Raw genomic sequence first — 23,902 nt, forward strand, 5'->3', positions numbered from 1 at the left:
GCAGGCGAGCCCGGTTACCCGGTCAGGCGCACGAGGCGGCGGCGGACGGCATCGACTGTCGGCTGGGACTGTCGGTTGGCATTGCGATGAGGGTTCCTGTGAGCGACCGTTCCCGAAGGTCCGGCGGCGGGGGCGGAGTGCACCCGCCGAGGGCGCGCGTCAAATAAAATCTGCATAAGGGTTTGCAGTGCCCGACCGACCGCCTTCGGGAGCACAGAGCCGGCTAACGCAGCCGTGTTCCAAGGATCGGTTGGCCAGGACGACGGATATCTCTAACGTCCGCCGCGCTCGCCTTGCGCGGGCGGCCCGCCCCTCCCAGCCGAAAGCCTCATCCCATGTCCCTGACCATCTACGGGTGCTACCGCTCGCGCGCCTCGCGCAACATCTGGCTCGCCAGGGAGCTCGACCTTGCCTTCACCCATGTGCCGGTGATCCAGGTCTACCGCCTGCCCGATCCGAATGCGCCGGGCGCTCCGATCCATACGCAGAGCCCCGAATTCCTTGCCGTGAACCCGAAGGGCCAGATCCCCGCGATCGACGATGGCGGCTTCAAGCTTCAGGAATCGCTGGCGATCAACCTCTATCTCTCGCGCAAGCATGGCGGGCCGCTGGCGCCGAAGGACGCGCAGGAGGAAGGCCTTGCGGTGATGTGGTCGCTCTGGGCGGCGACGGCCGTCGAGGGCCAGGCCCTGAACATCCAGTATCACATGGCGGCCTATCCGCCCGAGAAGCGCAATCCGGCCCTGGTCGAGGCGGCGCTCGCCGCCCTGCCCGGCCCGTTCGCCGCGCTCGACAAGGCGCTGGCCGAGGGCGGCGGCCATATCATGGGCGGACGCTTCACCGTCGCGGACATCAACGTCGCCGAGATCATGCGCTATGCGAAGCCCGCCACGCAGCTCTTCGACGCAGCCCCGCATGTGAAGGCATGGCTCGACGCCTGCCAGGCCCGCCCCGCCTTCAAGGCGATGTGGGCCGCGCGCGACGCCGAGCCCGCATGACCAGAAAACGGGTGGCGCGAGCGCTCGCGCGACCATAGCCAGTGCGCCGGAGGGGAGGGTTTCGCCTCCCCTCCAGGGGCCATCGCCATGACTGCCGTTCCGACCACGTCCAGCCCCGTGATGGGCGCCCGCGAATGGCTGCTGTTGCTGCTGCTTTCGCTGCTCTGGGGCGGCTCTTTCTTCTTCGGCAAGATCGCGGTGGCCGAGTGGCCGCCGCTGGCGGTGGTGCTGTCGCGGGTCAGCCTCGCCGCGGTGGTGCTCTATCTCGTGCTGCGGGCGCGTGGCCTCGACATGGCCGTCGGGCGCCGGATGTGGCTCGCCTTCTTCGGCATGGGGCTGCTCAATAACCTGATCCCGTTCGCGCTGATCTTCTGGGGCCAGACCCAGCTTGAAAGCGGCGTCTCGGCCATCCTGAACGCGACCACGCCGGTCTTCGGCGTCCTCGTCGCGCATGTCTTCGGGACGAACGAAAAAGCGACGCCGCTCAAGGTCGCGGGCGTCCTGGCCGGCGTCGTCGGCGTCGCGATCCTGATGGGGCCCGATGCGCTCGGCGGTCTTGGCGGCGCGCTGCTGCCGCAGCTCGCCTGCCTGGGCGCGGCCCTGTCATACGGCTTTGCCGGCCTCTATGGCCGGCGCTTTCGCGAACTGCCCTCGCTGGTGACCGCGACCGGCCAGCTCAGCGCCACGACGGTCATGGCGCTGCCGCTCGTCCTCGTCGTGAACCCGCCCTGGCGGCTGCCGCTGCCCTCGCTTGCAGCGGGCTCGGCCCTGCTCGCGCTGGCGCTGGTCTCGACGGCTCTCGCCTATGTGATCTTCTTCCAGATCATGCGGCGCGCCGGCGGCGCCAACGCCATGCTCGTCACCTTCCTGGTCCCGGTCAGCGCGATCATGCTCGGCGTCGGAATCCTGGGCGAAGCGCTGCTGCCGCGGCATTTTCTGGGCATGGCGGCGATCTTCGCCGGCCTTGCCCTGATTGACGGCCGGCTGTTTCGCCGCGGCGGCTGAAGGCTTCCGCGGGCCAGATTTCAAGCGTGGCTTTATTGCCAAAAAATTATGAATTGCTCTAGGGTCGTTTTTGCGGCGACAGCCGTTAGAGGCATAACCGCTAAGACTGGAAGATATCGCAAAAAACGATACGCCAGAGGGGAGCAGACGGTCATCATGGATGTTCGGCAACTGCGATGTTTCATCGCGGTGGCGGAGGAATTGCATTTCGGCCGTGCGGCTGAAAGGCTCGGCCTCGCGCCACCAGCCTTGTCCCGGCAGATCAGTTCGCTGGAAGACGAACTCGGCGTCGCCCTGTTCACGCGCACCACGCGGCAGGTGACGCTGACGCGCGCCGGCCTGATCATGCTGGAGGAGGCCAAGGGCATTCTGGTCAAGATGGAGCATGCCTCGCGCGCCGTTCGCGAAGCTTCGCTTTCGTCGAGCAAGATCCTGCGCATCGGCGCGATCGACGCCGCGTCGTCGAGCTTCGTGCCCGAGGCGCTCGCCTGCTTCCGCCAGCGCCATCCCGGCATCGAGATCAAGTTCGTCGAGGCGATGACGGCCGCGCTTGTCCAGATGCTGGAGGCCGGCAAGCTCGACCTCGCCTTGACCCGCCCGCCGCGCAAGCCGACCGACTGCGCTTTCGAGATCCTGCGTGTCGAGCGCCCGATCGTGGTGCTGAACGAGACGCACCCGCTGGCCCAGCGCGAGTACCTGACCATGCTCGATCTGGTGGGCGAGCCCTTCGTCGTGCCCTCCAAGCGGATCAGGCCCTTCGCCTATGATCTGGTGATGGCCTATTTCGAGAGCGTCGGCTCGGTGCCCAACGTCACGATCGAGGCGACCGAGAAACCGGCGATGATGTCGGCTGTCGCGGCGGGTCTGGGCATGGCGCTGGCGCCCGACTGGGTCTCCCGGCTCAGCTTTCCCGGCGTGACGATGCGCCGCCTGCGCGGCGCCCTGCTCGATCCGCCGCCGCCCGGCGCGCTGGTCGGCATCGCCTGGCGGCCGCAGCAGAAGCTGGGGCCGCGCGATGATTTCCTCGCGATCCTGCGCGAGAGCGTGACCCTGATGGACGAGCGCACCATTCTGCCGTTCGTCACGCAGCCGGCGCGAAAGCCGCCCGGCAACACGAGCCTTTCCGCAACCAGACTGACACGCACAGCCCGCACCGCCGGGTCGCCAATCGGAGGAGCCTGATGAGCCTTAACCCAATCGAACAGTCGCAGGGCCTGCGCATCCGCTCCCAGCAGGACATGGCGGCCGGCCTGTTCATGATCCTGCTCGGCGTGGTGGCGTTCGTGCTCTCCAACGACCTGCCGCTCGGCAGCCTGCGCCAGATCGGCCCCGGCATGCTGCCGAAATCCTTCGCGGTTTTCTGCATAGTCCTGGGCGCCGCGCTCTCGCTCACCTCGCTGCGCTTCAACGGCGAGAAGCTCACAGGCTGGTCGTGGCGCGGCGTCTTCCTCGTCCTGGGCGGCGCCGTCGCCTTCGGGCTCGCCATTCGCGGCTTCGACATCGGCCCGATCCATGTCCCGCAGCTTGGATTGCTGATCGCCGGCCCGCTCGTCATCATCATCTCCGGCCTGGCGGCCGACGACATGAAGTGGAAGGAACTGATCATCTTCGCCATCGCGATGACGGTCAGCTGTGGCCTGCTGTTCAAATATGCGCTGGGTCTGCCGATCCCGCTGGCTCCTTGGCTCCTGGGAATCTGAGACGATGCATGAGATGATCTCCAACCTGTCCCTGGGCTTCGGCGTCGCGCTGTCGCTCCAGAACCTGGCCTTGTGCTTTGCGGGCTGCTTCATCGGCACGCTGATCGGCGTCCTGCCCGGCGTCGGGCCGATCGCCACCATTGCGATCCTGCTGCCGATAACCTTCGGCGTCGACCCGGTCGGCGCGCTGATCATGCTGGCGGGCATCTATTACGGCGCGCAATATGGCGGTTCGACCACGGCGATCCTGGTCAATATTCCGGGCGAGGCGACATCGGTCGTCACCACGCTCGACGGCCACCAGATGGCCCGGCAGGGCCGCGCCGGCGTCGCGCTCGGCGTCGCCGCGCTGGGCTCGTTCTTCGCAGGCTGCGTCGCGACGGTGTTCATCGCCGCGCTCGGCGCGCCCCTGACCAAGCTCGCTTTGCTGTTCGGCCCGGCGGAATATTTCTCGCTGATGGTGATGGGGCTGTGCTTTGCCGTCGTGCTGGCGCGCGGCTCGATCCTGAAGGCCTTCTGCATGATCATGCTCGGCCTGCTGCTCTCGACGGTCGGCACCGACCTCGAGACCGGTCAGGAGCGCATGACGATGGGCTTCCCGCCGCTCTCGGACGGCATCGACTTCGCCGTGCTGGCGATGGGCGTGTTCGGCTTCGCCGAGGTGCTGCGCAATCTGGAAAGCCCGGAGGCGCGCGACGTCGTCAAGGCCAAGATCGGCCGCCTGCTGCCCGACTGGGGCGAGATCAAGCAGTCGACCTGGCCCGTCATCCGCGGCACCTTCATCGGCGGCATTCTCGGCATCCTGCCGGGCAATGGCGCGGTGCTCGGCCCGTTCGCGAGCTATACGATCGAGAAGAAGATCGCCAAGGACCCCTCGCGCTTCGGGCGCGGCGCGATCGAAGGCGTGGCGGGTCCGGAGTCGGCCAACAATGCCGGCGCCCAGACCGCCTTCATCCCGCTGCTGACGCTGGGCATCCCGCCCAACGCCGTGATGGCGCTGATGGTCGGCGCGATGACGATCCACGGCATCATCCCCGGCCCGCAGGTCATGACCAAGAACCCCGATCTGTTCTGGGGCATGATCGCCTCGATGTGGATCGGCAACCTGATGCTGGTCATCATCAACCTGCCGCTCGTCGGCGTCTGGGTAAAGCTGCTGCAGGTGCCCTATCGCCTGATGTTCCCGGCGATCCTGATCTTCTGCTGCATCGGCATCTACTCGGTGAACAACCAGCCGGTCGACGTCGCCTTCACCGCCATGTTCGGCCTGTTCGGCTACCTGCTGATCAAGCTCGGCTTCGAGCCGGCGCCGATGCTGCTGGGTTTCGTGCTCGGCAAGCTGCTGGAAGAAAAGCTGCGCCAGGCGCTGATCATCTCGCGCGGCTCGTTCATGACTTTCGTGGAGCGGCCGATCTCGGCGGGTCTGCTGGTGGTTGCCGTGGTCGTTCTGGCGATAGCGCTGCTGCCCTCGATCAACAAGAAGCGCGACGAGGTCTTCACCGAATGACGGGGTTGCGGGGGCCGCGCTGCGGCCCCAACTCTGTCTCCAACCATCCAAGGGAGGATTTTTCCATGAAAAAACTGACACTCGGCTTCGCGGCCGCCATCGGCCTGGCGCTGACTGCCGGAGCTCACGCGCAGGCCTATCCGACGCGGCCGGTCACCATGATCGTGCCGTTCGCGGCCGGCGGCCCGACCGACATCATCGCCCGCATCGTCGGCGACCACATGTCGAAGACACTCGGCCAGCAGGTCGTGGTGGAGAACGTCGCGGGCGCCGGCGGCACCACCGGCATCACCCGTGCACTGACCGCGCCGGCCGACGGCTACACCATCGCGATGGGACATCTGGGCACCTTCTCGGCGGCGCCCGCAACCTATCCGAACCTGAAATACGATCCCATCAACGGCATGCAGCCGATCGGGCTCGCCGGCGGCACCCCGATCCTGATCGTGGCGAAGAAGAATTTCGAGCCCAAGGACCTCAAGGAGTTCGTGACCTACGTCAAAGCCAACTCCGAGAAGGTCAACGAGGCCCATGCCGGTCTCGGCTCGGTGTCGTGGACGACCTGCACCCTGCTCAAGGGCGTGCTCGGCGTGCCCAAGCTCAACGCGGTCGCCTATCGCGGCACGGGACCTGCCCTGAACGACCTGGTCTCCGGCCAGATCGACTTCATGTGCGACCAGATCGTCAGTGTCGCCGAGCAGGTCAAGGCCGGCAACATCAAGGCCTATGCCGTCGCCTCGGCCGCGCGCTCGCCCGCCCTGCCCGACGTTCCCACGACCACGGAAGCTGGCCTGCCGGGCTACCAGATCGAGGCCTGGAACGGCATCGCCGGCCCCAAGGGCCTGCCGCAGCCTGTGATCGACCGCCTCGTCGATGCGCTGGGCAAGGCGCTCGACGACGAGACCACAAAGAAGCGCCTGCTCGAACTGGGCACCGTGCTGCCGACGGCTGCCGAGCGCACACCGGCGGGCTTCGCGGCCATCATCAAGCGCGACGCCGACAAGCTGACGCCCGCGCTCGCGGCCGCGCCGAAATAAGCGGTCACCGACAGGCTGGATACGGGACGGCGGGCCTTGTGGTCCGCCGTTTTCGTTTGGAGCGGGCCGAGGTCAAGTAACGTCTCAAGCTTCTGTTCTATAAAAGTTTTTCCCGCTCCGGAGCAAATCGAAACATCTCGTGACGCGAATTCTGCGGAACCGAGCGCCGTGAAGCTCGTTCTCCTTCCCGAAATGCTCTCGAAAGGAGAACAGACATGCTCAAGAAACTTGCTCTCATCGGCGCGCTCGCCATCATTCCCGCGACCGCCTTCGCCCAGAATCCCCAGGGCGCCCAGGGTGGCGCGCTGACTGGCGGCGCAACCGGCGCTGTTGGTGGCGCGATCGTCGGCGGCCCTGTCGGGGCTGTGGTCGGCGGCGTCGGCGGCCTGATCGTTGGTGGCATCATCGGCGACAACACCCCGCGCTTCCAGACCTATGTGGTCGAGCAGCGCGTGCCGTCCTACACCTATGCCGAGCCGGTCGCGGTCGGCACGGTGCTGCCGGCTGATGGCGTCGAGTATCGCACGGTGCCGCGCGAATATGGCGAGACGCCCTATCGCTACACGGTCGTGAACAAGCGCACCGTGCTGGTCGACCCGCAGACGCACCGCATCGTACAGGTCATCAACTGACCGGAAGCCGATCCGCAAGGGTGATCGCGCCATTGCCGGCCTGATTGCCCTCCTCCGGATCGACGGGCCCGCTCCAGAAATGGAGCGGGCCTTTCTTCGTTTTCAGCGCGTGTTTCGTCAGCGCGTGCCGAACATGCGGTCTCCGGCGTCGCCCAGGCCTGGCACGATATAGCCGTGGTCGTTCAAGCGCTCGTCAATCGCGGCTGTCCAGATGCGGACATCGGGATGGGCGCCGCGCAGCCGCTCGATGCCCTCGGGCGCGGCGAGCAGGCAGACGAAGCGCAGGTCCCGCGCGCCACGCTCCTTCAGCCGGTCGATCGCGGCGACGGCCGAGTTGGCGGTGGCCAGCATCGGGTCCATCACCACGATCATGCGTTCGGCGACGTCGGAGGGGGCCTTGAAGTAGTACTCCACCGCCTGCAGCGTGTTGGGATCGCGATAGAGCCCGATATGGGCGACGCGGGCGGCCGGCACCAGTTCGAGCATGCCGTCGAGGAAGCCGACGCCGGCGCGCAGGATCGGCGCGAAGACCATCTTCTTGCCGGCGATGATCGGCTGCATCGTCTTCGTCAGCGGCGTCTCGATCTCGACCATCTCCATCGGCAGGTCGCGCGTGACCTCGTAGCAGAGCAGCATGCCGATCTCGTTGAGGAGCTGGCGGAAGCTTTTGGTCGAGCGGTCCTTCTCGCGCATCAGCGTCAGCTTGTGGCGCACCAGCGGGTGGTCAACGACGGTGACGCCGTCCTGTTGGGTGGTCATGCGCAAAGTTTCCCTGTTCTTCATCCACTCTCAGCCCTCATCCTGAGGAGCCACGCAGCGGCGTCTCGAAGGATGCTCCAGAAAGCGCTGGCTGGAGCACCCTTCGAGACGCGGGCTTCGCCCGCTCCTCAGGATGAGGGCTGAGGGAACGCTTGTCGTCTGTTTCAGAATACCGTGCCGTCGCTGACGATCGTCAAGGGCGGGCCGCCGCCCTGGCGCTTTTGCGCGGCGATGCGCCGGCCTGCCGCCCAGGTGCCGCCCTCCAGAACCTTGGCCAGCGGCAGTTCCTCGGCTGTCCTGTCCAGCCGCTTGCGGACAGCGGCCCCGATCTCGTCGAGCAGCGCCACCGTCAGCGCGCGCCATTCCACCACGAGCGTCGAGCCGACCTCATGAGCGCGGTTGGCGTCGCCTGCGTCCTTCAGGGCGATGACGCCGCTGTCGAGGAAAAGTCCGCCATTGCGGTATTCGGGCAGCCCGGTCAGTTCGTCGATGTCGATGACGGAAATGCCGGCCCATTGCAGCGGCTCGATCAGCGAATAGGACAGCCACTGCGAGAGCTTGTGGAACGGCACGAGCCCGGCGGTCGGCTCGCCCATGGCGATCAGCGGATGCCGCCAGGTGTCGCCCAGCGCGATCCCGGCAACGGTCAGCCGCGACGGCCAGATGCCGCCGAAGGCCGCGAGCACTTCCGCGAGGATATGGCCCGCGCGAATGACGCCGGTTTCCGCCGCTCCCGCTATCCTGTCGAAGAGATCGCCCGGGCGGCTCATGCCGTGGCGCTCCAGTTCCTCGCCGAGCCGGTTCATCAGCGCGGCCCGGCCTTCGAGCGCGAGCAGCGGATTGCCCGGCCCCGACTGGAACCCGGCCGCAAGCTTTGCCGCGTCGAGCCGCTTCAGCGCCGCCGCGTCAACGCGCAACGGATCGGCGGGGTCGCTTGAGAACGCGCCGCCGGCGAACATGTCGAGCGAGGCCAGGGCGAGCCCCTCCGAGCGGCCGATCATCTGGCCGGTCACCCCGTCGCGATAGCGCCAGTCCGGGCCCGCGCCGGCATCGAGCAGCACGCTGACGATGGCGAGGTCGTAGGCCGCCCGGCCGCGCGCGCCGGCGTCGCGGAAGTTCGCGGCGAGATCGAGCACGGTCCAGCGATCCATGCCCGCCACGCTGAAATGCCGCCAGCGGGCGTGAAAGGGGATTTCCAGCGTCGGATAATTCGCGCGGATCGTTTCGAGCACATAGTCGGCGCAAGCCTCGATCCGCGAGGCGTCGACGCTGAAATGCAGCAGCTTGCCGGCGAGGCCGAGCGCCAGCATCTCCCGCGCGCGGGCGCGGATCGCGGTGGGCTTCAGCAACTGGCGGAAGGCGTCGGGGTTGCTATCGGGCATGGCCTTGCCGCCGCTCAGAACTTGTCGAGGTCGCGACCGACGGTCGACTTCAGGACGTTGTCGCCGGGCGGACCGTCAGGCGAATAGTAACCCGCCGCCTTCTTGGCCTCCATTTCCACTGAGGCGTCGTCGGGTATCAGCTCGGGCGGGATCGCGACGCGCTCGCCGATCTCGATGCCGCTCTCGACCATGGCGTCGTATTTCATGTTCGACATCGACATCAGCCGGTCGATCCGGGTGACGCCAAGCCAATGCAGCACGTCGGGCATCAATTGCTGGAAGCGGGCGTCCTGCACGCCGGCGACGCATTCGGTGCGCTCGAAATAGGTCGCGGCGGAATCGCCGCCCTCCTGGCGCTTGCGGGCGTTGTAGACGAGGAATTTCGTGACCTCGCCGAGCGCCCGGCCTTCCTTGCGGTTGTAGACGATCAGCCCGACGCCGCCGCCTTGCGCCTCGCGCACGGCTTCCTCGATGCCATGCACGAGATAGGGCCGGCAGGTGCAGATATCGGAGCCGAAGACGTCCGAGCCGTTGCACTCGTCATGCACGCGGCAGGCGACGCGCCTTTTCGGATCGGCGATCGCTGAGACTTCGCCGACGATGTAGGCGGTGATCGAGCCGATCGGCGGCAGGAAGACGCGCAGATCGGGCCGCGTCACCAGTTCGGGATACATGCCGCCGGTCTGCTCGAAGAGCGTGCGGCGCAATTCGTTCTCGCTCGTGCCGAAGCGCTCGGCGATGCCCGGCAGATGCCAGACCGGGTCGATCGCCACCTTGGTGACGCTGATGTCGCCGGATTTGTGCAGGATGTGGTCGTCGGGCGCCAGGCGGTGCGCCGCCATGGCCGCAAGGATTTCCGGCAGGTTCAGCCGCGCCTTGGTGATGGCGATGGTCGGGCGGATGTCGATGCCCTCGCCGATCAGCCTGCCGAAATCCTGCGCGACGCGATGGCCGAACGGGTCCATCGAGACGATCCGGCCGGGTGCGAACCACGAGGCTTGAGGCGCGATCTCGGCGGTGGGGTGGGTGTTGTGCAGATCGGGGCGCTGCGAGGGGTTCATGGCGCGCGCCGAAATCGCGAGCGCGCGATAGACCGAGTAGGAGCCGCCATGGGCGCCGATGACGTTGCGGTCGGCCGGTGTCGTGGTCGAGGCGATGATCGGGCCGCGCTCGGCGGGGGTCTCCGCGCCCCAGATGATCGGAAAGCGGCCCGCCGCATTGCCGGGCTCGGGATACGAGGTCAGGCGGGTATGGGTGGTGCGGTTCTGCGAGGTCATCGCCGGGGTCCGGTCGCTGCAAATGGAAAAAGGTCCCGGACTTGCGCGCCGCGGGACCTTCATAACGTGCATCAGTCTGGACCGGCCCCGCATCGCGGTCAATCAAAAGCGGGACGGCTGTTTCCCAGGGAACAGTTACGCAGCGACAGTTGAGTAAAACTCTCCTACATCAAGCAACGCATCCAACACCGCGACCACAGCGAAAGCGACCGGCCATGGCCAGCACACCCCTCACATACACCGGCACGCCCAGCGTCGCGCAGTGGCAGAAGGACAGCAGCGTCGCGCTTGCCCGCCGCAGTGACGACAACGTTCTCGTCCGGATCGACGAACTCCTGAAGGAATACGAGACATGCGGGCATGAATATGCCCGGCTTCAGCTCAAGTCCGACCTGTTTTTTACGCTCGACTACTGGCTCAAGGTCTTCAAGCAGAAATCCGGCATGAGCAAGGGCCGCGAACCGGCGGTCTTTGCCCTGTACAAATTCACGGCCTTTTCGCTGGCCCAGATGCTCTCCTGCACGATCAACACCCTGCCGGAATATCTCGAGCGCCATTTCGGCCGCAAATTGACCTATCACGGCGAGCACCTCGATGTGGTCGGGTCGCTCGCGACCTATCTGACGCGCGCCGAAGTCGACAAGTACAGGATCGTCTTCCGCGACAAGAAGGCCTACATGTGGAACTGGCCCGGCAAGGGCACGGAACTGACCCTGCTCGACAAGCGCAAGCGCGCTTTGGCCAGCGGCGAAAAGCGGCAGCCCAAGAGCATGAAACTCGTGCTCGCGAATTCGGAAAGCGCGTCAAACCCGCGCGTATTCGGCCTGGCCAAATGGGGCGGCTTCGCCATGAGCATGAGCCGCGACCTCTACATGGCGCGTCATCACTGCGGGGAAGGCCAGGCCAATGTCGGCAATGGCGGCAATTTCTACCATTCGTCCTATCTCGCCGGAGACCCCGTTTTGTGTGCGGGGACCATCCTGATCGAGAACGGCATGATAAGGGCGATCTGCAACGACAGCGGCCATTATCAGCCCGACGAAGCCAACTTCATCAGCTTCCTGCAGGCGATGATGATGCACGGCATCGATGTCCAGACCGTGATGATCTACGATTACAGCAGAAAGCACCGGGTGACCGGGGCGGATTTCATCCAAAATCGCGGAAACTGGGCAAAGTTGCTGATCAGGGACCAGCAGACCGCCTATGGGCCAAACGACCTCGCCGCGCAGAAATATGCAACCGAAAAGACGGAGCACAAGCGCCAGGTCGCCACGCTCTGGAAACAGGCGGTGACGGGCGGAATCGTGGCCAACACGCAAGAGGGCCGTCTGTTCTTTGCCGAAAAGCTGCTGCGCAACTACACGACGCCCAACCAGAAGACCAAGCAGCCCTTCCAGCTCGACGTGAACACGACCTGGATCCTGGAGGTCATCGAGCGGGCGTTCGGGCCCGTGCCGGGCCCGCCGCCGAAAAACCCGCTGCCGCCCGGCTTGCTGCAGAAGGCCAAGGGGCTGCCGCCGGGGCAGCAGCACGGCGCTTTGCCGCCGCGCCGCCCCTGAGCTCGCGGAACCGGCGCGGCCGAACAGGCTCGCGCCGGCTGAGCGCGTCAGATCGCAAAGACGTTGAGATAACGCAGCAGCGAGATGATGCCGATCACGATCACGATGATCTGGACGACGTTCTTGATCTGCGCGTCGAGCGGCAGCATGCGAACGAGATAGAGCACGAGGCCGATGACCAGAACGGTGATCAGCAGCGAAATCAGAATGGACATGACTTAAATCCTTATGCCTCGGCCGGAAGCCGGCCCCCCGACGCCAGCACCGCGACGCTTTCGCGGCACATCAGCGCCGCAAAGTGAACGTCGCGGGGTGGGAATTGGTTCCGTTGGACGCGTTGGGCCGCCCTTTCCGTCATGGTCGGGCTTGTCCCGACCACCCACGTCTTCCGTCGTCGAGCGCTATGCCCAAGACGTGGATGCTCGCCACAAGGGCGAGCATGACGGGTTGTGTGTCATTCGCGGGCGCAGCGAAGCGAAGACCCGAGAATCCCGGAACGAGCAGGCACTGGTTTCCGGGATGGTAGGGTCAAGCCCGACCATGACGTGGGACCCTACCCCGCGATCCGCCCGAAATCCGCCACGGCGAGCGTCGCCTCGCGAAGCTGGTTCAGCAGGCGCAGGCGGTTGATGCGCAGCGCCGGATCGGGATCGTTGACCATCACCGCGACGAAGAAGGCATCGACCGCAGGGCGCAGTTCGGCCAGCGCCGCCATCGCGCCCTCATAGTCCTCGGCGGCGACGGCGGCGGTCGCCTTCGGCGTCGCCTGCGCGAGCGCGACCGCGAGCGCCTTCTCCTCGATCAGCCCGGCATCGGCAATGAGCCGGAGATCGGCGGCTTGAGCAAACGCGCCCTCGCCGTCCTTCTTCTCCTCGGCTTTCAGGATGTTGGCGGCGCGCTTGTAGCCGGCGAGCAGGCTTTTTCCGTCATCCGTTTCGAGGAAGCGCCCGAGCGCCGCGACGCGGCGGGTGATGAGGAGGAGGTCGTCGCTTCCTTCTCCCCTCGGGGGAGAAGGTGGCTGCGCAGCAGACGGATGAGGGACGTCTGCCGCAGTGCTGCCCTCATCCGTCACGGCGCTACGCGCCGTGCCACCTTCTCCCCCGAGGGGAGAAGGAGTCGCGCCCGCCAGAACCGCATCGACCAGATCATGCCGCGCGCCCTGATCGCGGAGCATGACCTTCAGACGGTCGTGGAAGAAGGAGAGGAGGTCTGGCGCGGTCAGAGCGGCAAATGCTCTTTCCAGCGCCTCCCGATTCGAAATTGCTTGCTCAGCGTGATTTGGCGTTGTTGCAAGTAGGACGGAAGCTATCCCATTGCCTCGGTATATCGCCGTCGCCGAAAGCAACGCCCGCGATAGCCCCAACCGCACCCCATTCTCAACCACCAACCTGATCACCCCCAGCGCCGCCCTGCGCAGCGCGAACGGGTCCTTGCTCCCGGTCGGCTTCTCGTCGATGGCCCAAAACCCCACCAGCGTGTCGAGCTTGTCGGCGAGCGCCACCGCCACCGAGACCGGATCGGTGGGCACGCGGTCGGAGGGGCCAAGCGGCTTGTAATGCTCCTCGATCGCGGCGCAGACCGAGAGGTGCTCGCCCTGCAACCCGGCATATTTCCGGCCCATCAGCCCCTGCAATTCGGGGAACTCGCCGACCATCTCGGTCGGCAGGTCGGCCTTGGCGAGCTTTGCCGCGCGCTCAGTGAGATCGGGATCGGCTCCGACGATCGGTGCCAGCTCCCGCGCCAGCGCCGCGATGCGCTGCACCCGCTCGCCCTGCGTGCCGAGCTTGGCGTGAAACACCACCCCGAGCTTGTCGAGCTTGGCCATGCGCTGGTCGAGCGGCGTTGTCAGATCGAGCCCGAGCTTGTCGGCGCTCTCCTTGAGCGTATCGAGATCGGGCAGGTCGCCCTTGTCGGTCGCGAAGAAATAGGCGGCGTCGGAGAGGCGGGCGCGGACGACGCGCTCATTGCCGGCGGTGATGGCTGCGCCGCCGTCGCTGGCGACGAGGTTGGCGGTCAGCAGGAAGCGGTTGGCGAGCGCGCCCGTCTCGGGGTTGCGCAGCACAAAGCACTTCTGGTTGGCGCGGATCGTCGCGCGGATCGTCTCGGCGGGAATATCGAGGAAGCGTTCCTCGAAGGAGCCCATCAGCACGACCGGCCATTCGACCAGCCCCGCGACCTCCTCCAGCAGGCCCTCATCCTCGACCAGTTCGAGCCCCTGCGCGAAGGCAAGAGTCTTCGCGTCGGCGAGGATGATTTCCTTGCGCCGGTCGGCATCGAGCACGACGCGCGCCTTCTCCAGAGACGAGACATAGTCGTCGAAGCGCCGCACCGTGATCGCGCCCGGGGCATGGAAGCGGTGTCCATAGGTGATGTTGCCGGAGAGGATGCCGTCGACCTCGAAGGGTACGATTTCGGGCTCCTCGGTCTCGGCTCCGAAGGTGCACAGGATCGTATGCAACGGCCGGACCCAGCGCAGGCTCGCGCCGGCGGCGGACGCCTTGCCCCAGCGCATCGATTTCGGCCAGGGGAAGCTGCGGATGATCGCGGGTACGATCTCGGCGATGGCGAGGTGAGTCTCCTGCCCCGGCTTTTCGATCACGGCGATGTAGCTGTCGCCCTTCTTGGGATCGCTGACGATGGTCGCCTGATCGAGCGAGGTGAGACCCGCAGCCTTGAGAAAGCCCTGCACGGCGGCGTCTGGCGCGCCGACGCGCGGACCCTTGCGCTCCTCGCGGATATCGCGCCCACGCACCGGCAGGCCGGCGATGTGGAGCGCCAGCCGGCGCGGCGTGGCGAAAGCCTTCGCGCCCTCATAGACCAGCCCGCGCTCGACCAGCGCGTCGGTGACGAGCCGGCGCAGATCGTCGGCCGCCTTGCGCTGCATGCGCGCGGGGATTTCCTCGGAGAAGAGTTCGAGCAGGAGATCAGGCATCAGTGGGCTCCCCCGCCCGCTGTCTTCAACCACGCCGCGCCACACGCCTTCGCCAGTTCCCGTACGCGCAGGATGTAGCTCTGGCGCTCGGTGACCGAGATCACGCCGCGCGCGTCGAGCAGGTTGAAGCTGTGGCCGGCCTTGAGGCACTGGTCATAGGCCGGCTGGACCATGAGATGACGCTCGCCGCTCTCGCCCTTTTCGAGCAGGGCCCGGCATTCGGCTTCGGCCTCGGCGAAGCGCCGGAACAGCGCGGCCGTGTCGGCATGCTCGAAATTGTAGCGGGAGTATTCCTGCTCGGCCTGCAGGAAGACATCGCGGTAGGTCACCTTGTCGGCCCCCTCGCCGCCGTTGAAGTTGAGCTCCATGATGCTCTCGACGTTTTGCAGATAGCAGGCGAGGCGCTCAAGGCCGTAGGTCAGTTCGCCCGCGACCGGCGCGCATTCGATGCCGGCGACCTGCTGAAAGTAAGTGAACTGGCTGACTTCCATGCCGTCGCACCAGCACTCCCAGCCCAGCCCCCAGGCGCCGAGCGTCGGGTTTTCCCAGTCGTCCTCGACGAAGCGGATGTCGTGCAGCAGCGGATCGAGGCCGATCGCCGCCAGCGAGTCGAGATAGAGTTCCTGCAGGTTCGGCGGGTTCGGCTTCAGGATGACCTGGAACTGGTAATAATGCTGCAGGCGGTTCGGATTCTCGCCATAGCGCCCGTCCTTGGGGCGGCGCGAGGGCTGGACGTAAGCCGCGTTCCAGGGCCTCGGGCCAAGCGAGCGCAGCATCGTGCCGGGATGCGAGGTGCCGGCGCCGACCTCCATGTCGTAAGGCTGCAGGATGACGCAGCCGCGCTGCGCCCAGAATTGCTGCAGCGTCAGCAGCAATCCCTGAAAGGAACGGGTCGGGTCCATCGCCGGGGATGGCGCGGGCATGGAATGCAAAGCGGAGGTGGAGGCGGACAAGGTCGTAGAGCCTTCCGGAATGTCTCGATATCGCGATTTACGCGTGCTTAGAGCATGATGCCGAAAAGTGGAAACCGGTTTTCGGGCGACATCATGCTCTAACCGTCTGTTTCAGAGGCGGATTCAGATTTTAGGTCGATTCGACCTAAAATCATCCGGCTCTCGGGTCTGCCCCCCGCCGCGGTCAAGCATGGCCGAGCCGGGAACCTGCGCGGACAGCTTTCGTTCATACGGCACGCGGTAGTCATCCAGGCAACCGCACGATCCGCGGCGTTCGGGGGCGAGCGCTTGAGCCGGACCGGCGGCATAACGCCAGCAGGAGTATCCCTATGCTGTCATCTCGCATCGTAACCGCCGCTTTCGGCGCCCTCGCCCTGACGGTCGCGGCGTTCGGCTCCGCGCCTGCAAGCGCAGCCCCGGTTTCCGCCGGCGCTGTGCAGACACAGGCGACCCAAGGCCAGGACGATCTCGTCCAGCAGGCGCAGTATTATTACGGCCCGCGTCGCTACTACGGACCACGCCGGCATTACGGGCCGCCGCGCTTCTACGGCCGGCCGGTCTACCGCCCGCGCTGCTTCGTGACCAACCGGCGCGTCTGGACCGGCTATGGCTGGGTGATCCGCCCCGTCCGCGTCTGCCGCTGAGCGGCGCAGGATGCGGCCGTTTTTTGGCCGCAGAATGAAGCCAGCCTGAACGACGCCGCTCTGCGCCGTTCAGGTTCGGTCTCATAGGGTTCACTATCGGAGTTGGGCGATCGACCGTGCGGCAGGGGCCGCCGGCGCCATGTCGAGGAGGATCAGACTCATGTTACGCAAGCTCGTTCTCGGTCTCGCGACCGCCGGCACGCTGGGTGGCGTCGCTTTCGTCGCGGCGCCGGCCATCGCCGCGCCCGTGGCCATGGCCCCGGTCCAGTCCATCGAGAAGCCGGGCGCTCTGCTGCAGCAGGCGCAATACTACGGCCCGCGCCGCTACTACGGACCGCGCCGTTACTATGGACCGCCGCGCTATTACGGACCGCGCCGCTATTACGGCCCGCGCTACTATGCGCCGCCGGTCTATGCGCCGCTGCCCTTCTACGGCCCGCGCTACTTCTACTGAGCCAGCGCGCGTCCATCGAGGGCAACGAGGCCGCGGTGGAGCGCTTCGCTCGCCTCGGTGAAGCCGCCCTCGGGTCGATTGAGAACGAAAGCCGGCAGCAAAGCTGCCGGCTTTCTGCTGTTCAGCGTGGCGGTGACGACGACGCGGATCGCAGGTCGGTCGGCAAGACCGTGGACCGGGCGGATCTGGACGCCGCCGAAGCCTGTCGCGAGTCCGGCCAGAATCTCTGCCAGCGCCTCGGCGCGGTGGATGATCGCGAGCTCGCCGCCCGGCCGCAGCAGGCGGCGCGCCGCCTTCAGCCAGTTCTCCAGCGCGCCATCGGCGACATGGGCGGCGCGCCGGTTGGGCACCGGCGAGGCGCGGGTCTCGCCTGCTGGATAAAACGGCGGGTTCATCGCGACGCAGGCGAAGCTTGCCGGCTGCAATCCCGCGGCAGCGAGTTTGCCCGCCGACGCCTCGACATCGGCCGCGACGACACGGACGCGTTCGGTCAGGCCGTTCGACTTGGCGTTCGCCTGCGCCAGGGCCGCGATCTCCGCGTCGCGCTCGACCAGCACCACATGCAGGGCCGGCTGCGTGAGCGCTGCTGCCAGCCCGACCGTGCCGACGCCCGCGCCGATGTCGAGCAGCGGACCCGCGCCGCGTTCGCCCAGCGCGGCTGCGAGCAAAATCGCGTCGCTTCCGGCGCGGTGGCCCTTTTTCGGCTGGCGCAGGATCAGGCGGCCATCGAGCAGCCGATCCTCGACGATCTCGCCGAGCGGCGATGCGAGGCCTGAATCAGCCATCGCGCAGTTCGGGCCCAAAGCCGGCGTCGACCAGCAGCGCGCGCGCCCGCATCCGGTCGGCCTCGCGCACCAGCAGCCGGCGCGGGAAAGCGCCGATCATGCCCTCCAGCGCACTGATGTGCTGGTCGGCGATCAGGCAGTCGAGATTGGCCGAGGCCAGCAACGCCTCGATGGCGCCGAGCAGGACGATGTCGTTGGTGCGGAGGAGTTCGTGCATGAGCGCCATGGAGCCCAAGCCGGCGGCGCTGCGCAAGTCCTGCTGCGTCAGCCATGCCGCGCCCAGGGTGCGGCGTCAGCGTCGGATTGCGGGGGCTGGCCACGCATGCGACGGTTGTGGCAAGGAAAAGACGCGCCGCAAGGCGCCTGGACTGGCCGGAGTGAACATGATGGGCGTCGTCGTCGCGTTCGAGGACAAGGAAGCGGGCCATGGAACCGGCAACGCCCGGATCGAGACGCTGGTCGATCTGACCCGCGCCGACATGGAGCGCGTCAATGCGATGATCCTGTCGCGCACGGGGTCCAACGTGACGATGATCCCCGAGGTCGCCAACCACCTGATCTCGTCGGGCGGCAAGCGGCTGCGCCCGATGCTGACGCTGGCGACGGCCGCGCTCGCGGGCTATCGCGGCGAGGGCCATGTCAAGCTCGCGGCCTCGGTCGAGTTCATGCACACGGCGACGCTGCTGCATGACGACGTCGTCGACCAGAGCGACATGCGGCGCGGCAAGCTCGCGGCGCGCATGCTCTGGGGCAACGAGGCCAGCGTGCTCGTCGGCGATTTCCTGCTCGGCCAGGCGTTCAAGATGATGGTCGAGGTCGGCTCGCTGCGTGCGCTCGACATTCTCTCCACCGCGGCGGCCGTGATCGCCGAAGGCGAGGTGATGCAGCTCGCCGTCGCCAAGAACACCGAAACCACCGAGGATGAATATCTGGCGGTGATCCGTGGCAAGACCGCCGAGCTCTTCGCGGCCGCCTGCGAGGTCGGGCCGGTGATCGCCGAATCGGGCAAGGCCCAGGCCTCGGCCTGTCGCAGCTACGGTCTGAATCTCGGCATCGCCTTCCAGCTCATCGACGACGCGCTGGATTATGGCGGCGTCGCCGCCAAGCTCGGCAAGAACACCGGCGACGATTTTCGCGAAGGCAAGATCACCTTGCCTGTGGTGCTCTCCTTTCGGCGCGGCGCCGAGAGCGAGCGCGCGTTCTGGCGGCGCACCTTGCAGGACGGCGAGATCAAGGACGGTGACTTCGAGGAGGCGCAGGGCATCATGCGTCGGCACCGCGCGCTGGACGATACGATCGAGCGCGCCGAGCACTACGCCAAGATGGCCAAGGATGCGCTCGGGCTGTTCCCGAATTCGGCGATGAAGCAGGCGCTGAACGAGACCGTCGATTTCTGCGTCTCGCGGGCGCATTGAAGGCTGCGGAGGCTACCGCAGAATCGTCGTCTTGACCCACCAGTGTGGGTGTTCGCGCGATAGTATCTTCGCCGCCGCCGCGCTTTGTCGGCAGTCGTCGAAGATGGCAAAGCAGGTCGCGCCAGAGCCCGACATGCGGGCAAGCCGGCAGCCCGGCGACGCGCGCAGCGCCGCCAGCACGGTGTCGATGACGGGCGCGACGTGGCGCGCGGGGACTTCAAGGTCGTTGCCGCTCGACGTCAGCGCGGCAATGAGCTCTGAAGGCGTTTGCGTCGGCGGCAGGATCGAGCGATTTGCGCCAGGCTTGGCTTCTCCCGCCTGCAAGCCCAACGCCTTGAACACCGCCGCCGTCTCGACAGGCACGCCGGGATTGACCAGTACGGCAAAGAGCTGCGGCAAGCGCAGCGGCGGGCCGAGCCGCTCCCCGACCCCCGCCATAACACGGGCACGCGAATCGAGGCAGACCGGCACATCGGCTCCAATCTTCGCTGCTACCCGCAGCAAGACAGGGTCCGACAACGGAATGCCGTTCAGCCGCGCCAGCAGCCGCAGAGCGCCGGCCGCATCGGCCGAGCCGCCTCCGATGCCGGACGCGATTGGTAGGCGCTTGACGAGATGGAAGCGGCCCAACGGCAACGGGCCGGTCTCCTCAGCCAGAATGCGGGCGGCGCGCAGGACGAGATTGCGCTCGTCAACCTCCAGTCCCGCTCCGCGCGGACCCGATATCGTCAGGCCGAGGTCAGAGCCCGGCTCCAGCCTCAACTCGTCGCCGACGCCGGCGAAGGCGACGAGGCTTTCGAGTTCGTGATAGCCGTCGGCACGGCGGCCGAGCACGCGCAGGTTCAGGTTGATCTTGGCGCGGGCGCGGGTCGTCAGCGCGGCCGGCATGCTGGCGCGCGACGGCGGCGGCTCAGCCGCCATCCTTCTTTGGTTCGGCTGCGTTGGCGGAGGGCGAATCCTCCAGCCCGCGCTCGATCTTGCGCTTGATCTTCTCCAGATCTTCCGGCTCGGGACCGAGGTCGCGAGCGGCATTCCACTGGAACCGCGCCTCAAGCTGGCGGCCGACCTTCCAGTAGACGTCGCCGAGATGGTCGTTGATCACTGGGTCGGAGGGGCGCAGCTCCATGGCGCGTTCGAGCTCGCGCGCAGCCTCCTCATAGCGCCCGAGCCGGAAGAAGGCCCAGCCGAGCGAATCGGTGATGTAGCCGTCGCGCGGGCGCAATTCGACGGCGCGGCGCAGCATGTTCAGCGCCTCGTCCAGCTTGAGGTGCTGGTCGACCAGCGAATAGCCGAGATAGTTCAGCACCAGCGCGCGCTCGCGGCCAAGCGGCTCCGGCATCAGTTCCAGCGCCTTGCGCAGATCGTCCTCGCCCTCGGGCCAGCGCTTGGTGCGCTCGCGAGCGATGCCGCGGAAATAGAACAGATCCCAGTTCGAGCGGCCCGGCGAAGCGAGCTTCGAGATCGCCTTGTCGTAGTTCTCGGCGGCTTCCGCGAAGAGTTTTCGCGAGCGATAGATGTTGCCGAGCGCCGAGAGCGCGTCGACATCGTCGGGCCGGTCGGTGACCAGCGCCTGCAGATGCTTCACGGCTTCCTCGGGCTTGCCGAGGCTTTCGAGCGCCAGTCCGGCCTGGATTTCGGCATTGGGCCGCAGCGGCGAGGTCGCCGGCATCTTTTCGTAGACGGCGACCGCGTCCTCGGGCTGCTTCGAACGTTCGAGAATGTCGCCGAGCGTCAGGATCGCGAGGTCATGGCCGGGGTCGAGGAAGATCGCCAGGCGCAGATAGAGCAGCGCCGCGGCCTCGTCGCCCTGCCGATTGCCGGCGCTGGCAAGGCCATAGAGCACTTCGGCCGCGCCCTGCTGGGGCGTGCCGACCTGCCGGGGCAAAGCTTCCTTCGCGGCCACACGCGCAAGGCCGTCGCGGACGATCGGATGGTTCGGCAGCAGGCGGTCGAACTCGCCATAGGTCGCGGCGGCCGCGTCGAAATTGCCGTTGCGCGCCTGGAAGCGCGCCCAGAGATCGACGAGGCGCAGCGTCGTCTTCTCGGCCTCGTAGGCGCTCCTGAGGCGCTTCTCGGCATCACCCTTGCGGCCGGCCGCATCGAGGATCAGCCCGGCGTGATAGTCGCGGAACAGGTTGTAGGAGGGCTCGCCCTTGAGACGATCCAGCGTCTCCAGCGCCTTGGGAGCCTGGCCGGAGCCGGCATAGGCCCAGGCCGAGAGCAGTGTCGCCGTGATGTCGGCGGCGCGGCCGCGTCCGCCGCGCTGGAGATGGTTGCGGGCGGTCTGGTAGCTCTTCTGCTTGATCGCGCGGATGCCGATCGCGAGCTGGGCGAGGCCGTTGCTGGGGTCGCGCTGGATCAGCTTCTCGGCGGCGCGGAAAGCGTCGGTCATCGCGCCATCGGCGAGGAAGGCGACGAAGCCGCGCTCCAGCAGGTCGCTGTTTTGCGGATCGCCCTTGATCGCCTCGCGCAGATAGACCGAGGCCGCGCCGAGATCGCGGCCGGCGCCGGCGACGATCGCCGCGAGATAGTTGCCTTCGAGGCTTTCGGCCGGTTCGAGCTGCTCGGTCGTGCGGGTGGCGGCAGCGCCTTGCGCGGCGGCCCCGGCCTGCAAAGCAAGCAAAAGCGCCAGGGCGACCGCCGTGCTGGGAACACGGCCCTTCATTCGAAACGTCACGATTGCCATTCTCCCTCGGTCCGCCGCCTTGCCTGTCGCGCAAGGCGCTTAGCGTCAGCTCGACCGGGACCGCTTCGCAGTAGGCCGTCAAGATGGCCGTTTCCGGGCGACCGGGCAAGCCGTTCGCCGGCGGCCGCGCCCAATTCCGTAGCAATCATGCAACAATCGCGCAAAAGTGCGACAGCGTGGGGCGTTTGGCCGATTTCGTTGCCGATACGTCAAGAATTTAGCGCTACGATTTTGGCGTTCGCATGTGTCGCGACGATTCGTCCAGGATCATTCCAATGAAAAAGCTTGTTCTCAGCGTTGCCGCCGTCGCCCTGCTCGCCGGGTTCGCTGCCGGCTGCGCGCAGCCCACGAAGCCGGCCCCGTCGGTCGTCCGCAAGGGCTGATCCGACTTCTCCAGTCGGAAGAAGACCAAAGGCGCGCCGCTCCCGCGGCGCGCCTTTTCATTTGCGCTGACGACATTTTCGGCGGAGCAGCCGGTCACATGTTCGAGTAGCCCGGCCCGCCACCGCCCTCGGGCACCGTCCAGGTGATGTTCTGCGCCGGGTCCTTGATGTCGCAGGTCTTGCAGTGGACGCAGTTCTGCGCGTTGATGACGAAGCGCGGTTCGGTCTTCGCTTCCGAGTCCTTGTAGACGACCTCGTAGACGCCGGCCGGGCAATAGAGCCGCGCCGGCTCGCCATAGACGGGCAGGTTCTGCGCAATCGGGATCGAGGGGTCGGCCAACTTGAGATGCGCCGGCTGGTCCTCCTCGTGATTGGTCGAGGACAGGAAGACCGATGACAGCTTGTCGAAGGAAATCTTGCCGTCGGGCCGGGGATAGACGATCGGCCTGACCTCGCTCAGGGGCTTGAGCGTCGCATGGTCGGGCTTGCCGTGCTTCAGCGTGCCGAAGGGCGACCAGCCGAAGAGCTGGTTCAGCCACATGTCGACGCCGCCGAGCACGATGCCGACCGTCGTGCCATATTTCGACCAGAGCGGCTTGACGTTGCGGACCGGCTTGAGGTCGCGCCCGATCGGGCTGTCGCGCCAGCTGTTCTCGATCTCGACGACCTCGTCATGCGAGCGCCCGGCGGCAAGCGCGGGAACCAGACCCTCGGCCGCCAGCATGCCCGACAGGATGGCGTTGTGGCTGCCCTTGATGCGCGGCACGTTGACGAAGCCGGCCGAGCAACCGATCAGCGCACCGCCGGGGAAGGAGAGCTTCGGCACCGACTGGTAGCCGCCTTCGGTGATGGCGCGCGAGCCGTAGGACAGCCGCTTGGCGCCCTCGAACAGGTCGCGGATCAGCGGATGCGTCTTGAAGCGCTGGAACTCGTCGAAGGGCGAAAGCGTCGGGTTGGTGTAGTTCAGGTGCACGACGAAGCCGACGGACACCAGATTGTCGTCGAAATGGTAGAGGAAGGAGCCGCCGCCGGTCGAGCCGTCGAGCGGCCAGCCGAAGGAGTGCTGCACCCGGCCCTTGTGGAACTTCTCCGGCTTGATCTGCCAGATTTCCTTGAGGCCGATGCCGTATTTCTGCGGCTCGCGATCCTTGTCGAGGCCGAACTTGCGGACCGCGATCTTGGAGAGCGAACCGCGCGCGCCCTCGCCCAGCAGCGTATAGCGGCCGCGTAGCTCCATGCCGCGCGTATAGCGCTCGGATATCGTGCCATCCTTGGCGATGCCCATGTCGCCGGTCGCGACGCCGAGCACCGCGCCGTTCTCATCGAAGAGCAACTCGGCCGCAGCGAAGCCCGGATAGATCTCGACGCCGAGCGCCTCGGCCCGGCCGGCTAGATATTTCGCCACCAGCCCGAGCGAGCCGACGAAGTTGCCGTGATTGTTCATCAGCTTCGGCATGCCGAAATTGGGCAGGCGGATGCCGTTGGGTTCGGTCAGGAAGTAGAAGATATCCTCGCTGACTTCGGTGGTCAGCGGGCGGGCGTCGTCCTCGCGCCAATCAGGCAACAGCTTGTCGAGGCCGATCGGGTCGATGACGGCGCCCGACAGGATATGGGCGCCGACCTCGGCACCCTTCTCGACCACGACGACCGTGATGTTCTCGTCGAGCTGCTTCAAGCGGATCGCGGCGGCAAGGCCGGCGGGACCGGCGCCGACGATGACGACGTCGTAGTCCATGCTCTCGCGCGGTTCGCTCTGCGCTTCCTCGAGATTCATGCCGCCCTCCGAGAGGC

The 23,902-nt window shown here is 66.6% G+C and carries 22 protein-coding genes; 11 read left to right on the forward strand and 11 right to left on the reverse strand.

All coding sequences use genetic code 11. The features are described from left to right. Positions 1-335 precede the first annotated feature (335 nt). The 7 genes from AC1DZY_RS05625 to AC1DZY_RS05655 all read left to right on the forward strand — a co-directional run bounded on the left by AC1DZY_RS05625 (position 336) and on the right by AC1DZY_RS05655 (position 6,879). Complete coding sequence (locus AC1DZY_RS05625) at positions 336-998, forward strand: glutathione S-transferase family protein (RefSeq protein ID WP_476819090.1); 663 nt, start codon at positions 336-338, stop codon at positions 996-998. A gap of 87 nt (positions 999-1,085) precedes the next feature. Continuing rightward, positions 1,086-2,003, forward strand: a complete 918-nt coding sequence (locus tag AC1DZY_RS05630) for a DMT family transporter (RefSeq protein WP_476819091.1) — start codon at positions 1,086-1,088, stop codon at positions 2,001-2,003. 156 nt (positions 2,004-2,159) lie between these two features. Beyond that, on the forward strand, positions 2,160-3,185 hold the full coding sequence (locus tag AC1DZY_RS05635; protein ID WP_476819092.1) for a LysR family transcriptional regulator: 1,026 nt from the start codon (positions 2,160-2,162) through the stop codon (positions 3,183-3,185). Beyond that, positions 3,185-3,703: a tripartite tricarboxylate transporter TctB family protein gene (locus tag AC1DZY_RS05640; protein WP_476819093.1), complete on the forward strand. Its 519-nt coding sequence runs from the start codon at positions 3,185-3,187 to the stop codon at positions 3,701-3,703. The genes AC1DZY_RS05635 and AC1DZY_RS05640 overlap by 1 nt, the downstream gene beginning before the upstream one ends. 4 nt (positions 3,704-3,707) lie before the next feature. Further along, positions 3,708-5,210 carry a tripartite tricarboxylate transporter permease gene (locus tag AC1DZY_RS05645; RefSeq protein WP_476819094.1) on the forward strand — a complete coding sequence of 501 codons (1,503 nt, stop codon included), beginning with the start codon at positions 3,708-3,710 and terminating at the stop codon, positions 5,208-5,210. A 65-nt stretch (positions 5,211-5,275) separates the two neighbouring features. After that, positions 5,276-6,247 (forward strand): tripartite tricarboxylate transporter substrate-binding protein, encoded by a 972-nt coding sequence (locus AC1DZY_RS05650; protein ID WP_476819095.1) that lies wholly within the window; start codon positions 5,276-5,278, stop codon positions 6,245-6,247. 215 nt (positions 6,248-6,462) lie between these two features. Next, positions 6,463-6,879, forward strand: a complete 417-nt coding sequence (locus AC1DZY_RS05655; RefSeq protein WP_476819096.1) for a DUF1236 domain-containing protein — start codon at positions 6,463-6,465, stop codon at positions 6,877-6,879. A 117-nt stretch (positions 6,880-6,996) separates the two neighbouring features. On the opposite strand, the gene upp is transcribed toward AC1DZY_RS05655, so the two are convergent. The 3 genes from upp to AC1DZY_RS05670 all read right to left on the reverse strand — a co-directional run bounded on the left by upp (position 6,997) and on the right by AC1DZY_RS05670 (position 10,297). Beyond that, entirely contained in the window at positions 6,997-7,638 is a 642-nt protein-coding gene (gene upp, locus AC1DZY_RS05660) for a uracil phosphoribosyltransferase (RefSeq protein WP_476819097.1), read from the reverse strand. Positions 7,639-7,802: 164 nt separating this feature from the next. Beyond that, on the reverse strand, positions 7,803-9,020 hold the full coding sequence (locus AC1DZY_RS05665) for a URC4/urg3 family protein (RefSeq protein WP_476819098.1): 1,218 nt from the start codon (positions 9,018-9,020) through the stop codon (positions 7,803-7,805). A 14-nt stretch (positions 9,021-9,034) separates the two neighbouring features. Further along, positions 9,035-10,297, reverse strand: coding sequence for a GTP cyclohydrolase II (locus tag AC1DZY_RS05670; protein ID WP_476819099.1), 1,263 nt, complete (start codon positions 10,295-10,297; stop codon positions 9,035-9,037). 215 nt (positions 10,298-10,512) lie between these two features. Here AC1DZY_RS05670 and AC1DZY_RS05675 point away from each other — a divergent pair, with 215 nt between their 5' ends. Then, on the forward strand, positions 10,513-11,859 hold the full coding sequence (locus AC1DZY_RS05675; RefSeq protein WP_476819100.1) for a hypothetical protein: 1,347 nt from the start codon (positions 10,513-10,515) through the stop codon (positions 11,857-11,859). A 47-nt stretch (positions 11,860-11,906) separates the two neighbouring features. On the opposite strand, the gene AC1DZY_RS05680 is transcribed toward AC1DZY_RS05675, so the two are convergent. From AC1DZY_RS05680 to AC1DZY_RS05690, 3 genes are all read right to left on the reverse strand, one after another. Next, positions 11,907-12,074, reverse strand: a complete 168-nt coding sequence (locus AC1DZY_RS05680) for a Thivi_2564 family membrane protein (RefSeq protein WP_476819101.1) — start codon at positions 12,072-12,074, stop codon at positions 11,907-11,909. A gap of 338 nt (positions 12,075-12,412) precedes the next feature. Next, positions 12,413-14,791 carry a glycine--tRNA ligase subunit beta gene (gene glyS, locus AC1DZY_RS05685; protein WP_476819102.1) on the reverse strand — a complete coding sequence of 793 codons (2,379 nt, stop codon included), beginning with the start codon at positions 14,789-14,791 and terminating at the stop codon, positions 12,413-12,415. Then, complete coding sequence (locus AC1DZY_RS05690) at positions 14,791-15,714, reverse strand: glycine--tRNA ligase subunit alpha (RefSeq protein WP_476819103.1); 924 nt, start codon at positions 15,712-15,714, stop codon at positions 14,791-14,793. The genes glyS and AC1DZY_RS05690 overlap by 1 nt, the downstream gene beginning before the upstream one ends. A 359-nt stretch (positions 15,715-16,073) precedes the next feature. Here AC1DZY_RS05690 and AC1DZY_RS05695 point away from each other — a divergent pair, with 359 nt between their 5' ends. Further along, the gene (locus AC1DZY_RS05695) at positions 16,074-16,388 is read left to right on the forward strand and encodes a hypothetical protein (RefSeq protein ID WP_476819104.1); all 315 of its coding nucleotides are present in this window, start codon (positions 16,074-16,076) and stop codon (positions 16,386-16,388) included. Positions 16,389-16,548: 160 nt separating this feature from the next. Then, positions 16,549-16,842: a hypothetical protein gene (locus AC1DZY_RS05700; RefSeq protein ID WP_476819105.1), complete on the forward strand. Its 294-nt coding sequence runs from the start codon at positions 16,549-16,551 to the stop codon at positions 16,840-16,842. Here the strand turns inward: AC1DZY_RS05700 and AC1DZY_RS05705 are convergent. Together AC1DZY_RS05705 and AC1DZY_RS05710 are read right to left on the reverse strand one after the other, a co-directional pair. Beyond that, positions 16,836-17,627, reverse strand: a complete 792-nt coding sequence (locus AC1DZY_RS05705; protein ID WP_476819106.1) for a tRNA1(Val) (adenine(37)-N6)-methyltransferase — start codon at positions 17,625-17,627, stop codon at positions 16,836-16,838. The two genes, AC1DZY_RS05700 and AC1DZY_RS05705, sit on opposite strands and share 7 nt — an antisense overlap. Continuing rightward, positions 17,620-17,844 carry a putative signal transducing protein gene (locus tag AC1DZY_RS05710; protein ID WP_476819107.1) on the reverse strand — a complete coding sequence of 75 codons (225 nt, stop codon included), beginning with the start codon at positions 17,842-17,844 and terminating at the stop codon, positions 17,620-17,622. Before AC1DZY_RS05710 ends, AC1DZY_RS05705 begins: the two co-directional genes overlap by 8 nt. A gap of 169 nt (positions 17,845-18,013) precedes the next feature. Between AC1DZY_RS05710 and AC1DZY_RS05715 the strand changes: the two genes are divergently transcribed. Then, entirely contained in the window at positions 18,014-19,042 is a 1,029-nt protein-coding gene (locus AC1DZY_RS05715) for a polyprenyl synthetase family protein (RefSeq protein ID WP_476819169.1), read from the forward strand. Positions 19,043-19,054: 12 nt separating this feature from the next. Here AC1DZY_RS05715 and AC1DZY_RS05720 read toward each other — a convergent pair whose 3' ends face one another. The 3 genes from AC1DZY_RS05720 to AC1DZY_RS05730 form a co-directional block, all read right to left on the reverse strand. Continuing rightward, entirely contained in the window at positions 19,055-19,963 is a 909-nt protein-coding gene (locus AC1DZY_RS05720; RefSeq protein WP_476819108.1) for a 4-(cytidine 5'-diphospho)-2-C-methyl-D-erythritol kinase, read from the reverse strand. Next, positions 19,953-21,719, reverse strand: coding sequence for a tetratricopeptide repeat protein (locus tag AC1DZY_RS05725; RefSeq protein WP_476819109.1), 1,767 nt, complete (start codon positions 21,717-21,719; stop codon positions 19,953-19,955). Before AC1DZY_RS05725 ends, AC1DZY_RS05720 begins: the two co-directional genes overlap by 11 nt. Before the next feature lie 486 nt (positions 21,720-22,205). Then, positions 22,206-23,885 (reverse strand): electron transfer flavoprotein-ubiquinone oxidoreductase, encoded by a 1,680-nt coding sequence (locus tag AC1DZY_RS05730; protein WP_476819110.1) that lies wholly within the window; start codon positions 23,883-23,885, stop codon positions 22,206-22,208. Between the last annotated feature and the right edge of the window lie 17 nt (positions 23,886-23,902).

The organism is Allobosea sp. P2_A10 (assembly GCF_056405115.1).